At 63.0% G+C, this 13187-nt stretch carries 17 protein-coding genes; 7 read left to right on the top strand and 10 right to left on the bottom strand.

What is annotated here, in order from left to right; translation table 11 throughout:
* Nucleotides 1-68: 68 nt before the first annotated feature.
* Together QMK17_RS22060 and QMK17_RS22055 are read left to right on the top strand one after the other, a co-directional pair.
* Nucleotides 69-572, top strand: coding sequence for a DUF2505 domain-containing protein (locus QMK17_RS22060; protein ID WP_283511444.1), 504 nt, complete (start codon nt 69-71; stop codon nt 570-572).
* The gene (locus tag QMK17_RS22055) at nt 556-1347 is read left to right on the top strand and encodes a class I SAM-dependent methyltransferase (protein ID WP_283511443.1); all 792 of its coding nucleotides are present in this window, start codon (nt 556-558) and stop codon (nt 1345-1347) included. The genes QMK17_RS22060 and QMK17_RS22055 overlap by 17 nt, the downstream gene beginning before the upstream one ends.
* Here the strand turns inward: QMK17_RS22055 and QMK17_RS22050 are convergent.
* Nucleotides 1294-2184 (bottom strand): SDR family NAD(P)-dependent oxidoreductase, encoded by an 891-nt coding sequence (locus QMK17_RS22050; RefSeq protein WP_283511442.1) that lies wholly within the window; start codon nt 2182-2184, stop codon nt 1294-1296. The genes QMK17_RS22055 and QMK17_RS22050 overlap by 54 nt on opposite strands.
* A 127-nt stretch (nt 2185-2311) precedes the next feature.
* Between QMK17_RS22050 and QMK17_RS22045 the strand changes: the two genes are divergently transcribed.
* Nucleotides 2312-3145: a helix-turn-helix transcriptional regulator gene (locus QMK17_RS22045; RefSeq protein WP_283511441.1), complete on the top strand. Its 834-nt coding sequence runs from the start codon at nt 2312-2314 to the stop codon at nt 3143-3145.
* Here the strand turns inward: QMK17_RS22045 and QMK17_RS22040 are convergent, their stop codons facing one another.
* Nucleotides 3146-3733, bottom strand: coding sequence for a type IV toxin-antitoxin system AbiEi family antitoxin domain-containing protein (locus QMK17_RS22040; RefSeq protein WP_283511440.1), 588 nt, complete (start codon nt 3731-3733; stop codon nt 3146-3148). It abuts the gene before it with no gap.
* Nucleotides 3734-3844: 111 nt separating this feature from the next.
* Here QMK17_RS22040 and QMK17_RS22035 point away from each other — a divergent pair, with 111 nt between their 5' ends.
* Nucleotides 3845-4579, top strand: a complete 735-nt coding sequence (locus tag QMK17_RS22035) for an LmeA family phospholipid-binding protein (protein ID WP_283511439.1) — start codon at nt 3845-3847, stop codon at nt 4577-4579.
* Nucleotides 4580-4624: 45 nt separating this feature from the next.
* Here the strand turns inward: QMK17_RS22035 and deoC are convergent, their stop codons facing one another.
* A complete protein-coding gene (gene deoC / locus QMK17_RS22030; protein ID WP_283511438.1) occupies nt 4625-5275 on the bottom strand; it encodes a deoxyribose-phosphate aldolase in 651 nt (216 codons plus the stop codon).
* Nucleotides 5276-5319: 44 nt separating this feature from the next.
* Here deoC and QMK17_RS22025 point away from each other — a divergent pair, with 44 nt between their 5' ends.
* Together QMK17_RS22025 and purU are read left to right on the top strand one after the other, a co-directional pair.
* Complete coding sequence (locus tag QMK17_RS22025; RefSeq protein ID WP_283511437.1) at nt 5320-6159, top strand: class I SAM-dependent methyltransferase; 840 nt, start codon at nt 5320-5322, stop codon at nt 6157-6159.
* Nucleotides 6160-6171: 12 nt separating this feature from the next.
* On the top strand, nt 6172-7059 hold the full coding sequence (gene purU, locus QMK17_RS22020; RefSeq protein ID WP_283511436.1) for a formyltetrahydrofolate deformylase: 888 nt from the start codon (nt 6172-6174) through the stop codon (nt 7057-7059).
* A gap of 93 nt (nt 7060-7152) precedes the next feature.
* Here the strand turns inward: purU and QMK17_RS22015 are convergent, their stop codons facing one another.
* The 6 genes from QMK17_RS22015 to QMK17_RS21990 all read right to left on the bottom strand — a co-directional run bounded on the left by QMK17_RS22015 (nt 7153) and on the right by QMK17_RS21990 (nt 12104).
* Nucleotides 7153-8175 carry an alpha/beta fold hydrolase gene (locus QMK17_RS22015; RefSeq protein WP_283511435.1) on the bottom strand — a complete coding sequence of 341 codons (1023 nt, stop codon included), beginning with the start codon at nt 8173-8175 and terminating at the stop codon, nt 7153-7155.
* Nucleotides 8176-8195: 20 nt separating this feature from the next.
* Nucleotides 8196-8954, bottom strand: a complete 759-nt coding sequence (locus QMK17_RS22010) for a MerR family transcriptional regulator (protein WP_283511434.1) — start codon at nt 8952-8954, stop codon at nt 8196-8198.
* 48 nt (nt 8955-9002) lie between these two features.
* The gene (locus tag QMK17_RS22005) at nt 9003-9305 is read right to left on the bottom strand and encodes a DUF2516 family protein (protein WP_283511433.1); all 303 of its coding nucleotides are present in this window, start codon (nt 9303-9305) and stop codon (nt 9003-9005) included.
* 55 nt (nt 9306-9360) lie between these two features.
* Nucleotides 9361-10149, bottom strand: coding sequence for a heparin-binding hemagglutinin (locus tag QMK17_RS22000; protein WP_283511432.1), 789 nt, complete (start codon nt 10147-10149; stop codon nt 9361-9363).
* Nucleotides 10146-10697 (bottom strand): helix-turn-helix domain-containing protein, encoded by a 552-nt coding sequence (locus QMK17_RS21995; protein WP_442972813.1) that lies wholly within the window; start codon nt 10695-10697, stop codon nt 10146-10148. Before QMK17_RS21995 ends, QMK17_RS22000 begins: the two co-directional genes overlap by 4 nt.
* Before the next feature lie 156 nt (nt 10698-10853).
* Nucleotides 10854-12104, bottom strand: coding sequence for a DUF445 domain-containing protein (locus tag QMK17_RS21990; RefSeq protein ID WP_283511430.1), 1251 nt, complete (start codon nt 12102-12104; stop codon nt 10854-10856).
* A 184-nt stretch (nt 12105-12288) separates the two neighbouring features.
* Between QMK17_RS21990 and QMK17_RS21985 the strand changes: the two genes are divergently transcribed.
* Nucleotides 12289-13008 (top strand): TetR/AcrR family transcriptional regulator, encoded by a 720-nt coding sequence (locus QMK17_RS21985; protein WP_283511464.1) that lies wholly within the window; start codon nt 12289-12291, stop codon nt 13006-13008.
* Here QMK17_RS21985 and QMK17_RS21980 read toward each other — a convergent pair.
* Nucleotides 13005-13178, bottom strand: coding sequence for a hypothetical protein (locus QMK17_RS21980; RefSeq protein ID WP_283511429.1), 174 nt, complete (start codon nt 13176-13178; stop codon nt 13005-13007). The genes QMK17_RS21985 and QMK17_RS21980 overlap by 4 nt on opposite strands.
* Between the last annotated feature and the right edge of the window lie 9 nt (nt 13179-13187).

Below are 13187 nucleotides of genomic sequence, written 5' to 3'. Positions count from 1 at the left end.
TTTCCAGGCTTACTCACGAGTAGGGAGGGCTGGTCCGCCCTCCGGCTTTGCCGGTACCCTGGCCGACTATGGCTCGCCGCATGAACTACTCAGCCCGGTTCACCCACTCCACGGAGCAGGTCTACGCCGCGTTGTCCAACCGTGATCACTGGGAGGCTCGCATTGAGGAGATGAAGAAATACTCCGAGAACGAGCTGAAGAGCTTCGAGGTGGGTGACGCCGGGATCGACATCGTGATGCATCACATCATTCCAAGAACCGAGTTGCCCGACATCGCGCAGACGGTCATGAAGAAAGACATGGTCATCACCCGCAACGTGCACTTCGATCCTTATACCGAGACAACCACGGGCGGGTACGACGCATCGATTCCAGCAGGCCCGGGCAGCCTCAAAGGCACCACGTCGCTGTTCACGACCGAAACCGGGTCGACGCTGCGAACGTCCTCGGAGGCCAAGGTCTTCCTGCCGTTCATCGGCGGCAAACTCGAGCAACTGATGCTCGTCAACCTCATCGACCTGTGGCGCGGCGAGGGTGAAGTAACGGCAGACTGGCTTGCCGAGAACAACTGAGAACTCGCGTCCCGAGGGTGTAATCACCCGCGGCACCACCGGGATCAATCGGCTCCGGCGCAGCGATCGGTGGCTCACCCACAGCCCATTGGTACGCCGCGTCCTCACCGACGCACCCGATCCCCTCGTCGTCGACCTCGGTTATGGCGCGCGACCGGATACGACGCTGGAACTCGCCAGACGACTGCGGACCGTCCGACCGGATCTCCGCGTCACCGGCCTCGAGATCGATCCTGCGCGGGTGGTGCCCGCAACCGAGAACGTCACGTTCACACGCGGCGGTTTCGAGCTGGCAGGCCTGAAACCGAATCTCGTCCGAGCGTTCAACGTCCTGCGTCAGTACCCCGAAACCGCGGTTCCAGATGCCTGGTCCCGGATCCTGTCAGGCCTTCAACCCGGCGGTCTACTGGTCGACGGAACGTGCGACGAACTGGGCCGCCGATGCGCCTGGGTACTACTCGATCGTGCCGGCCCGATCTCCCTGACGCTGGCGTGGGATCCGTTCACTGTGGATACACCGTCGGACATCGCGGAGCGTCTGCCGAAGGCACTCATTCACCGCAACGTCGAGGGTGAGCCGATTCATGCGCTGCTGCAGGCAGCCGACCGAGCATGGTCGACGGCTGCGCCGTTTGCCCCGTTCGGACCGCGGGTGCGGTGGCGTTCTGCGCTGAAACAGTTGCGCAACAACGGAATCCCCGCGACTCTTCCGAGGCGACGTCTACGAGACAACGTCCTCACCGTACCGTGGGATCTCGTCCGCCCCAACGCCTGACACGATCCGGCTCACGGCTTCCCACAGCACCGCCGCCACATCGGTGTCCAAGCCCTTCTTCGACGGCGCCCGCACCACCGGGTTGCCCTTGATGCTGCCGAACCCGTCGGGGCCCACGTAGGCATTGCCTTCGACGTCCTGGGTTGCAGCGAACAGCGTCGGCAGAGCGCCGTGCTCGACGTCGTTGAGAAACCACGACAGCCGATTGATCATATTCGACGGCGAATGCGCCACCAACGACGTTGTCGCAATGCCGGGGTGCGCGAGCACCGAGCGCAACCCGGAGCCGTCCATACGGCGTTGGAGCTCGAGCGAAAATAGCACCATGTGCAGCTTGGAGTCTCGGTAAGCACCCAGCTTCGAGTACGTCCGCGTTTCCCAGTTGAGGTCGTCGAGCCTCACTTTTCCCATCCGGTGTAGCTGGCTCGTAACCCAGACGACGCGGTCGCGCACACGTGGAAGCAGGAGTTCGGTCAGCAGGAACGGACCGAAGGAGTTGGTCGCGGTCTGCAGATCCAAGCCGTCCCCGGTGCGCGTGAGCGGTATGTCCATGACGCCTGCGTTGTTGATCAACACATCGAGTGGGCCGGTCCAGGATTCGGCGAAAGCTCGAATGCTCGTCAGGTCGGAGACGTCCAGTTGCTTCATCGTCACGCTGCCCTCCATCTCCGACGCAGCCTTCTGCCCTGCATCGACGTTGCGTACCGCCAACACGACGTGCGCGCCTGCCCGGGCGAGTTCACGCGCGGTGATCAGGCCGATTCCTTTCGACGCGCCAGTGACGACGACCGTCTTTCCCGTCACATCCGGTACATCCCGCGCTGTCCATGTGGTCATTGGTTTCTCCTTCGTCGATGAGTCCACCGACCAGCCAACGCCGTGTCGGCAAGACGGACCAGGACACCTTCATCCACTGACCGGCGAGTCCTGGATAGCGCTCGGGCTCACGGGCAGAGTGGACGCCATGGATCGACACGACTTCGGAGACTTCGTCCGAGCCCGAAGAGAAGCGCTGCAGCCCGAGGATCTCGGACTGCGCCGAGGGTCTCGGCGGCGAACACATGGTTTGCGCCGCGAGGAAGTCGCTGATCTCGCCGATATGTCCGCCGACTACCTCGCGCGTCTCGAGCGTGGCGCTGGACCTCTAGCGTCGGAGCAGGTCGTCAAAGCCCTGGCTCGGGCACTTCGGCTGACCGTGGAGGAACGAGATCACCTGTTCGTTCTCGCCGGCCATCGAGTCCCTGCGCCGACCGAGACACCCGATCACGTCAGCCCGGGCATCATGCGGATCATCGACAGGCTGGTCGACACGCCCGCACAGGTAATGGGCGCACTCGGTGAAACTCTCGCCCAAAACCCGTGCGCTGTCGCACTTCTCGGCGACGAAACCCACTACGAGGGGCAGGACCGAAGCGCGATCTTTCGGTGGTTCACCGATCTCGAATCACGAAAGATCTACCCCGGCGAACATCACCATCACCACAGCCGTGTTCTCGTCTCTCAACTTCGAAGCGCGGCCGCACGGCAGGGAAAGGGTTCGCCGGCAGCGGGACTCGTCGAGCATCTGCACGGTGTAAGCCCCGAATTCGAGACAGTGTGGGATGCGGCCGAGATCGGCGTGCGCTTCACCGAGGAGAAACTGATTCTCCACCCCGAGGTGGGCGAAATGTCACTGTTCTGCCAGATGGTGGTCGATCCCGATCAGATGCAGACGCTTCTGGTGTTCACCGCGACACCCGGATCGGAAAGCGCCGAGAAGCTCCGTCTACTGACCGTCGTCGGAGTCTTCGAGATCTAGCTAGGTACAGGCCGAGAGCGCCAGTTCCACGCGTTCGGCGACCCGGTCCGGTCCGCTCGATGCCTCCGCGTACAACGCACCGGCCTCGACCCGCCCGATCGCGACGGCGTCGCCGACCACCTCGTCCAGGGTGATCTGGGAGATCCCGCCTGCCGCGAGGTCGAGGACGGTACGCACCGGAGTAGTTATCCGGAAGGTCCCCGTCGATTCGTAATCATGGGCCGAGAGCTGCAACCGATGGACTGCCAACCGAGTGTCGGTCAGCCGCAGGTTCGTGTACGCCGAGACGTGAACGAACTGCGGATGGAGATGCCCGAACCCATGGAGCTCGGCCGCGCTTTGGTGAGATATCACTGCATCTCCGCCGAACCACGCGCACCACATGGCGAATTGTTCGAGGTCACTGTGCGGCCAGTCGGCGAGGCGATAGAGATTGCGCTCGACTTTGCACCAGTCCCCCACTGCGGTGTTGATCTGAACGGACGAGGGCGCGAAGCCCAGGCCCGCGGCTTGTTCGGTGGTGAAGTATCCGTCCTGACTCGCCGCCAGACGACGGAGTTCGGTGGTGCTCGGCGGTGTCGTACTCATACACATCAGAATACGACAAGATGTGTTGCACATCACAAGATTCGAGGGGACTCGCCCAAAGGTGCCCGTATTCACAGAGCTCTTTCAGAATCATCGGGAAGACTGCAGCGAATGACACGTAGCAAAGCTCCCATGATCGCAGTGCTCGTTGTGCTCGTTCTCGTGGCCGCACTGCTGGGCGGGGAACTATTTCTCCGCCAGCAGATCAAATCGTGCCTCGCCGGCCAATTGGAAACGGAAATCGGCAGCCAGGTCGAGGTCGGCCTCGGGTGGAAGCCGATCCTGATCTCACTCGTCGACAAGAAGGTCTCGTCGGTCACCATCGACAGCGACGACGCACGGTTCGGGCCCGCCGAGGGCATGACGGTTCATGCCGAGGCAAACGATGTGAACCTCGAGCAGACCTCGGACAGCAACGGAACCATCGGCAGTTCGAACGCGGATATTTCGTGGTCCACCGACGGCATCGCATCGACGCTCCAGTCCCAGGGCATCGGGGCACTCGTCTCGGGTGTGACCGCGGATCAGAGTGCAGGAACGTTGTCGTTCGCTATAGGTGGTCTCGCTCAGCTGACCGTGAAGCCGACGGTTGCAGGCAGCCGCGTCGACGTGCAGACGGTCGATGCCTCGATCCTCGGTCTCGGCATTCCGACCGATCTGGTCGACAGCATCGTCGGGGTTCTCTCCGACAGCCTGCAGCAGTACCCGCTCGACATGACACCGACATCACTGACCGTCACCGACGCGGGCATTGCGCTGAACCTGCAGGGCGGGCAGTACGCGATCCCGGCGGCTCAGCAGGGACAGACAACGCAGACGCCCGAGGGTTGCGGGATACTCGCCTGATTCTCAGCAGACCCAGTGGCTGCGCCCTGGTGGTGCTGGAGGCCCTCAGAGACCCTCCAGCACCGCCCGCGTTCCCGACAGACCCAGTCGCGTCGCACCGGCGTCGACCATTGCGAGCGCAGCTTCTGTCGTCCGGATGCCGCCGCTGGCCTTGACCCCCAACCTGGCGCCGACGGTATCGGCCATCAACCGCACTGCCTCGACACTTGCGCCGCCCGACGGGTGGAAGCCGGTGGATGTCTTGACGAAATCAGCTCCGGCCTTCTCGGCCACCAGACACGTTTCGACGATCGCCTCGTCGGTCAGCGCTGCCGACTCGATGATCACCTTCAGCACTGCCGTCGGCCCGATTGCCTCGCGCACGGTGAGAATGTCGGACAGCACTGCGTTGTAGTCTCCTGCGACTGCGGCGCCGACGTCGATCACCATGTCTACCTCGTTCGCGCCTTGATCCACCGCGAGCCGGGCTTCGGCCCCTTTGACGAGTGAATGATGCTTGCCCGACGGGAATCCCGCGACAGCAGCGACGACGAGTCCCTCAGCCCTGACGGGGAGCATCGAGGGCGACACGCACACTGCGAGCACACCGAGAGCACGGCCTTCTTCGATGAGCGCGTTCACGTCGGCGGGGGTCGCTTCGGGCTTGAGCAACGTGTGATCGACCATTCGGGCCAGCGCGGCACGTGTGAGTGACATGAGTCCACCCAACCACAGCGCCGAGAAGCCTAAACTTTGTGGTTATGTCTGATTCACGCCTCGCGTCGACGTTCAACTCCACCAGCGAGTACTTCGATTTCGTGACTCCGCTCGTGTGGGGTCCTGCCGGTCAGTCGCTCGCTTTCGCGCTCGAACTCGCCGCAGGGGAATCGGTGCTCGACGTCTGCGCGGGGACCGGGGCGTCGGCGTTGCCCGCGGCCGCGGCCGTCGGGCCGTACGGTGTCGTCCATGCGATCGATCTGGCCGACGACCTGCTCGAGGTCGGACGGCTGAAGGCGACCGAGTCAGCGTTGCGGAACGTCGAATTCGTGTGCGCCGACGCCACCGAGTGGGAGTCGCCGAGCAGTGTCTCCGGTGGATACGACGCACTGTCCTGCTCGTACGGAATCTTCTTCCTCCCCGACATGGAGGTGTCGTTCTCCAGGCTCGTCGGACTGGTGCGCCCGGGCGGACGTGTAGGCGTGACGGTGTGGCGGAAGGGTGCGGTTGAAGCGTTCGGCGGCGCTTTCTTCGACGTCGTCGAGCGGCACGCTCCCGGCGATGCTCACACTGGGCTGCTGTCGCGGAAGAACTACGACTCCAATCCCATTCGACGCGTCGAGACGGAGGAGACTCTGCGCGCCTGGCTTGCCGACCAAGGGTTGAAGAACATCCAGGTGCGTGTGCTGTCCAATCAAGTCCCCGCCACGGAGGACTTCATCTGGAACTTCGTCCTCGGCAGCGGCTTTCGCGGAGCTCTGCAGAGCTTCGACGACAACACCTGCGCCGAGATTCGGCGCGAGTTCAGCGAACTGCTGACCAGTCGCGGCATCGATTCCGTCGACGCGACGACACTGGTGGCAACCGGCGTTCGGCCGTCCTGAGAGAATCACGGTATGAGTTCTGCTGGTGTCGCCGACGACCGTCGTTACGTTCTTTCCCTCGGATGCCCCGACCGCACGGGCATCGTCGCCAAGATCTCGACGTTCCTCGCCGACGTCGGTGGCTGGATAGTCGAAGCCGCGTATCACGCCGATCCCGACACCGGATGGTTCTTCACCCGCCAGGCCGTTCGTGCCTCGTCCGTGGGCATGAGCATCGAGGAACTACGGAGCCGGTTCGAGGCGATCGCCGCCGAGATCGGTCCGGAAACCGAATGGGCACTGCATGATTCGGGCGAGCGTAAGCGCGTCGTCGTACTCGTCAGCAAGGAAGCGCACTGCCTCCACGATCTGCTGGGGCGGGCAGCGGGCGGCGAGCTGCCTGCCGAGATCTCGGCGGTCATCGGCAATCACCGGTCACTCGAACCCATCGCCGCAGCCCACGGAATCAAATTTCATCACGTCGAATTCGCGAAGGATCCAGCCGAGCGTAAACCGGCATTCGACGAGGTGCGCTCGCTCGTCGATTCCTACGATCCGCACGCCGTCGTCCTAGCGCGCTTCATGCAGGTACTTCCGCAAGATCTCTGCGAGCACTGGGCCGGGCGTGCACTCAACATCCACCACAGCTTCCTGCCGTCGTTCGTGGGCGCGCGGCCGTACCACCAGGCCTTCGCCCGCGGCGTGAAGCTCATCGGCGCGACCTGCCACTACGTCACCGCCGAACTCGACGCCGGGCCGATCGTCGAGCAGGACGTCATCCGCGTCGATCATTCCGACGAGGTCACCGACATGGTTCGTCAGGGGCGCGACATCGAGAAGCTGGTACTTTCCCGCGGTCTGCGCTGGCACCTGGAGGATCGGGTGCTTGTACACGGCAAGAAGACCGTTGTGTTCAGCTGACCGCCGGGCCCCACGCCCCTCGCCCCGGCCCCGGCCCCGGCATGAATGGCGCATTCAAGCCGCCTAGCCTTTGCCATGGTCCATTCATGCCGATCAGAGCGACCGAAGCCGCACGACCTCTGCATTGAAATCGTCGATGGACTCGACCGAACTCATGTGCCCGATTCCGGGGAGTTCGATCAGCTTGCTCAGATGATCGTGAGCCTCCAGCGCGCGTGCCAGCTTGCGGGCGTGAACGGGAGGCGTCAGTCGATCGGCGGTCCCGACGAGCACGCTGGTGGGGACGCGCATGTTCTCCAAGGCCTCGTGGATGTCGAGGCTGGAGAGCGCCGCGCCCCAGATCCCACGGGTCCGAGGCTTGCATTCGAGGACGATCTTTTCGCAGAACGCGACCTCGGCCTGTGTCGATCCGGGAGCCATCGAGATGTACTTGATCGCGTGACGAGTCACCGTCGACGGCCGTAGCGGAACCGCCGAACCGAGTACCCGACGCCCGAGCGGGACCGGCAGTCGAGGGAAGTTCTGCGGCAGCGGAATCACGGTGGTCTCACGGACGAGCGAATCCGTCGCTGTACTCGCCAGCAGAACCGCGCTGACGAGCTTGTCGACCTGCTCGGGGTAACGGCCGGCCCACGCCATGATCGACATACCACCCATGCTGTGTCCGACGAGCACGGTCTTGTTGTCTTCGCTGACTGTGGCCGCGAGGATGTCGGCGAGGTCGTCGGCGAGCACGTCGGGACCCAGTGGCCGCGTTCCGACGTCGCTGCGGCCGTGGCCGCGCTGGTCGTAAACGATGACCTGATAGTTCTCCGCGAACGCGTTGATCTGCGGGATCCAGTAGTCCGCCGAACACGTCCAGCCGTGGCTGAAAACCATGGGTGGGGCGTCGGGGTCGCCGTAGACACGAACGTGCAGCTCCGCACCATCGTCGGTGACCACGGGAACAATTCTGTAATCGAATGGCGGCGCACCCAGGAGTGCATCGGGCCGGGCGTCCGTGGTCTTGGTGAACGAGCGAAGGCGACGCCGCCGAAGCACAGTTCCGATACCGGCAGCTGCTGCCAGCCCTCCGATACCGAGGATTGCGCCTTCGATTGTTCTCCGTGTGACCACGAATCTGTTCTCCTTCTGGTCTAGCTGGCCTGGTCGTTTGCCGATCCAGGGTGATGCCCGTATTGCGCGAGAATCTCTTCCATGGTCGACGTGATTCGCCTGTCCATTGCTTCCACCAGCAGTGCACTGACTGCTCGGTGAACCAGTGGTCGCAATCCGTTGACCAGTTCCGCGATCTCACCGACCGTCCGCGCATCGGTGTCGAATGGATCTTGGCCGTCGACGATGAATCTGTCTGTGACCAACGCAACAAATCGACGTGCCACATCGTCCAGATCTTGGCGAACACCCTCGGTCTGTTCGAGAATCTGGCTGAGCGAAATCCCCGCTGCTGACAGTAATCGTGCTGCGTCGAGGAGCACCGGGTTGTCGACTCGGTAGTCATCGCCGACCTTCGTCGTCACGCCGAGGTCTACACCACGTTGCAGGTCGGCTTCCGACAGATCGGCACCGAACATCGCTTCGAGTTCACTGCGATCGATCTGCTCGGACGTGCTCAGCTGCTGCGCGGCACCGTTGATGTCATCGGAGGTGAGCACGTCCTCGATGCGTAACCCGGACTGCGCTGCTGTGAGTAGTTCACTGATGGTGGCGAAGGTGTATCCCCGATCGAGCATCCGGGTTATCAACCCGAGCCGCGCGAGGTGTGCTTCGTTGTACCACCCAGTGCGTCCCTCCTTGCGCGGAGGAGGCAGTAGGCCTCGGTCCTGATAAACCCGGACGTTGCGCACACTGACACCTGCTCGGCGCGCCAAATCGTCCACGCGGAATTCGATCATCCCTGAACGATAAGCGGTTACGGCCCGAACATGCGGGCCGTAACGTTGTTACCAGCGAGGTCCGCGCTGGATTCCGTCGACCTTCGGACGGACATCGACGAGATACACACACACTCCGACTACACCGATGATCCACAGCATCATGATCTGTGGTCCGATCAACAGGGTCAGGGTCGCAACGCCGAGAATGCCGAGCCACCCGGGCTTGGTCAACTTTCCTGCTGCCGGGAACGCGTCCGAGCGTTGGCGAAGCGCGTGAAAGAGTGCGATTGCGGCCCCGACGAGCGAGATCAGCTGCAGGATCAGCAGTGCCATGGACTGGGCTGCGTATACGGACGACACGCCGCTCATACTACGCAAAACGCCCCCGCACCGCTCGGTGCGGGGGCGTTCCTTACATCAGATTTCAGCTGGTGGCCTTCTTGGCCGGAGCCTTCTTTGCCGGCGCAGCGGTCTTCGTTGCTGCCGTGGCAGGCGTAGCAGGCGTGGCCTTCTTGGCCGGTGCAGGCTTCTTGAGCGGCGAGTCGTTGTTGCTGCGGGTCTTGGCCTCGACCTTGCCCGCAACTCCGCTGACCTTCTGCGACGCGTCGACGGCCGCGCCCTTGGCGTCGTCGCCTGCTTCGTCGATCTCGTCGGCGAGGTCCTCGGCCGAGTCGCGGACCTTGTCGGAGGCGATACCTGCCAGAGCAGCGGCGCGTTCGCCGACCGCACGGGTCTGCGAGGCGACCGTGCCGAGAGCCGACTCGGTCAGGTCGACGACGTCGTTGGCTGCCGAGTTGGCGCGCTCCAGGCCTTCCTCGACTGCGGGGGTACGGCGGATGCGCTCGACGGTCTCTTCGCCACGCTCGGCGAGTGAGGTGTACAGATCCGATGCAACCTTGAGGTAAGCCTCGGCGACCTTGCGCAGCTCATCGGGAGTGAAACGCTCACGGAGATCGGCGATTTCGTCGGGCAGTTCCGCGGGGAGGCTGGACAACCGCTCGCGCAGCGATTCGACACCCTCGGTGACGTCCTCGGAGATATCGGCGATGCGGGCGCGGGCACCCTCGACGCGTTCGGTGACCTCACTGCCACGCGTCTCGGCGCGCGACCGAACCTGTGACACGACGTCGGCGACTGCCTGTACGACTGCGTCGCCTGCACCGACGGCTGCGTAGAGAGGTGTCTGGAGATCGAAGTTCTTGGGATCTGTCATTGGGAAGACTCCTGTATGGGTGGTTCCGGTGTTTGGGCAAGTCTCTGGTCGGTAGGTAGATCTGGTTCGGTCCGAGCGACTCCTGCGGATCCGCCGGCCTTCTGCGGTTGCTCGTTCTCGCGACGGAACGAGTCGTAGATCTCGATCAGCACATGCTTCTGCCGTTCGGTGATCTCGGTGTCGCCGAGCAACGCGTCTCGAACTGGACCGTGTGGACGTTCTTCCAAGAACCCGGCCCGTACGTACAAAGCTTCCGATGACACGCGCAGACCCTTGGCGATCTGTGCGAGCACGTCGGCGGATGGTTTGCGGAGTCCGCGCTCGATCTGACTGAGATACGGATTGCTCACCCCCGCCCTCGACGCGAGTTGCCGCATGGAAACCTGCGCGGCCTCGCGTTGACTGCGGATGTAACTGCCGATGTCCGACGCCGCGGTGGTCACGACGCTTGCGACGAGATCACTCGCCTCAGCGACTACCTCCGTCGCCTCGGACACCTTGGCGACTATCCCCTGACTGTCGAGATGTTCGTCGTTGTTGGGGGTCATACTCACCACTCGATTCGCTTATCGAAACTTGTGGTTCCGTTGCGTACCCGACCGAGGTTACCCAAGGGTGCTAACTATTGCAAGCACTCAGCTAACCCCCGTGAGCGCTTCGAAACACAGGAGGGTCGCAAAGCACGCACGGGCAGCGCAGCCGTCCTAGAAAAGCAGATTCGACAGCGCGTAGATCGCGAGCCCGGCCAGCGATCCGACCACCGTGCCGTTGATGCGAATGAACTGCAGATCCCGTCCCACCTGGAGCTCGATTTTGCTGCTCGCCTCTTCGGCGTCCCAGCGTGCGACGGTGTCGGTGATGATCGCGGTGATCTCATCCGCGTAATTGGACGCAATGTACCGGGCGCCGCCGAGCAGCCAGCCGTCGACTTTGCCGCGCAAATCGTCGTCGTCGCGAATTCGTGCGCCCCACATCGCAACGTTCTCGCTGACCTTGCGACGCAGGGTGCTCGTCGGATCGTCGACGGATTCGGTGATGAGCCGCTTGGCTACCTTCCAGGTGGCGGCTGCAAGTCCGGTGATCTCCTCGCGCCCCATGATCTGAGCCTTGAGAGACTCGGCCTTTTCGACGGTGGCCGGGTCGTGCTGAAGATCGTGCGCATAGTCGACGAGGAACTTGTTGGCGGCAAGACGCAGTTCGTGTTGCGGATTCGACCGAATCTTCCAGGTGAACTCGACGAGTTCCTTGTAGATCTTCTCCCCGAGAAGCGCGTCGACGAATTTCGGCGACCACGTCGGTGAGTCACGCGAGACGACGCGCTCCACCGTCTCCGCACTGCCGAGTGCCCATTGATGAGCGCGTTCGGCGAGCATGTCGATCAACGGAAGTTGGCGGTTCTCCTTGATCAGCTCATCGAGCACGCGGCCAATGGGCGGACCCCACTGTGGATCCGCTAGTCGACGCACGATCGTGTTGTCGATGACCTGCGTGATGTCCTCGTCGTTGAGCACCTCGACGACTCCGTGCAGCACCGTCGCCAACTCGGCCGCGACACGTTCGGCGTTGTCCGGCTGGGCAAGCCACGTCCCGAGCCGCAGCGGAATCTGCGCCGACTGCACCTTCTCGGACACCACATCGGGTGCAAGAAAATTGTTCCCGACGAAGGAGCCGAGCGAAGACCCGAGCTGATCTTTCTTCTTCTTGATGATCGCCGTGTGCGGGATCGGAATGCCGAGCGGATGCTTGAACAACGCGGTCACCGCGAACCAGTCTGCCAGCGCGCCGACCATGCCCGCCTCGGATGCGGCTCGGACGTAGCCGACCCACTCCCCCGCACCCTTCGATTCCTGCCAGCGGCAGATCAGGTAGACCACCGTCGCGAAGGCGAGAAAGCCGGTAGCCACAAACTTCATCTTGCGAAGGTCTCGCCGCTTCGTGGCGTCGTCGAAATTCATCAGTTGCACAATCGCCATTGTGCCCGTCATACAGAGTTGCAAACCTCGACCAACCGCAGCTTAGGCGTTGGAACGACCCGACGCCTAAGCTGTGCGGCATAGAGAAGGCATAAAGAAGTCGATGGGATACGGCGGGAAACACGTGGCGAGAAATGCGACATCAAGCAGTGCAACAGCAGGGGAAATACCCGAGACGGATTCGAAAGCAGACACGGCTGACAAGGCCGAGAAGCCCGACGGACGCAAGCGTCGGTGGCGCGAGCACAAGATCGCGCGACGCGAAGAACTGGTCGACGGCACACTGGCAGCGATCCGGGCGCGTGGACGTGAGATCGGGATGGACGAGATCGCGTCGGAGATCGGAATTTCGAAAACCGTTCTGTACCGGTATTTCACCGACAAGAACGATCTGACAAACGCGACGATGACGCGATACGTCGAGACCACACTCGCGCCGCGCATCTATTTCGCGATTTCGGGCGACCTCGACGAGTACCACCTCACCCAAGCCGTCATCCGGGCCTACGTCGAGACCGTCGCCACCGACCCCGAGGTCTACCTCTACGTCATGGCGAACAACGCCGGCAGCAATCGCGATGTGGTGGCCGAGTCCGAGCGGATGATCGCCGAATTGCTCGCCACTGTCCTCGGCGAGCGTCTACGGGTGCGCGAAATGGACTCCGGTGGTTCGGTGCCCTGGGCGTTCGCGATCGTGGGAGCCATTCAGTTGGCGACGCACTGGTGGATCTCGAACAAGTCGATGTCCGCGGAAGATCTGATCGACTACCTCGTCATGATGACGTGGGGTGGCATTCATGGCGTCGCCTCGGCCAACGGCTCACCGTCGAAATTCAAGTCGCTGCCGCACCCACTGGTCGACGAATTGCCCGCGCAGGACAGTTAGCGCTCGTCCCTGTCGTCGTCGTCGAGCGGGACTTCCATGTTCTGCGCCAGGACGTCGGCGGAGTCCGCTTCGATGGGGATTGACGTCGGCGTCGGCGACGGGCGCGCAGCCTCCTCCACTCGGTCTTCCGCGGGTACTTCGGGACTGGATTCGGTGAAATCGGTTGCCATGAATCGAGA

The sequence above is a fragment of the Rhodococcus sp. G-MC3 genome (assembly GCF_030063335.1).
Lineage (GTDB): Bacteria > Actinomycetota > Actinomycetes > Mycobacteriales > Mycobacteriaceae > Rhodococcoides.
Note: the sequence above shows the minus strand (reverse complement) of the source record. Positions and strands in the feature narration are given on the sequence as shown.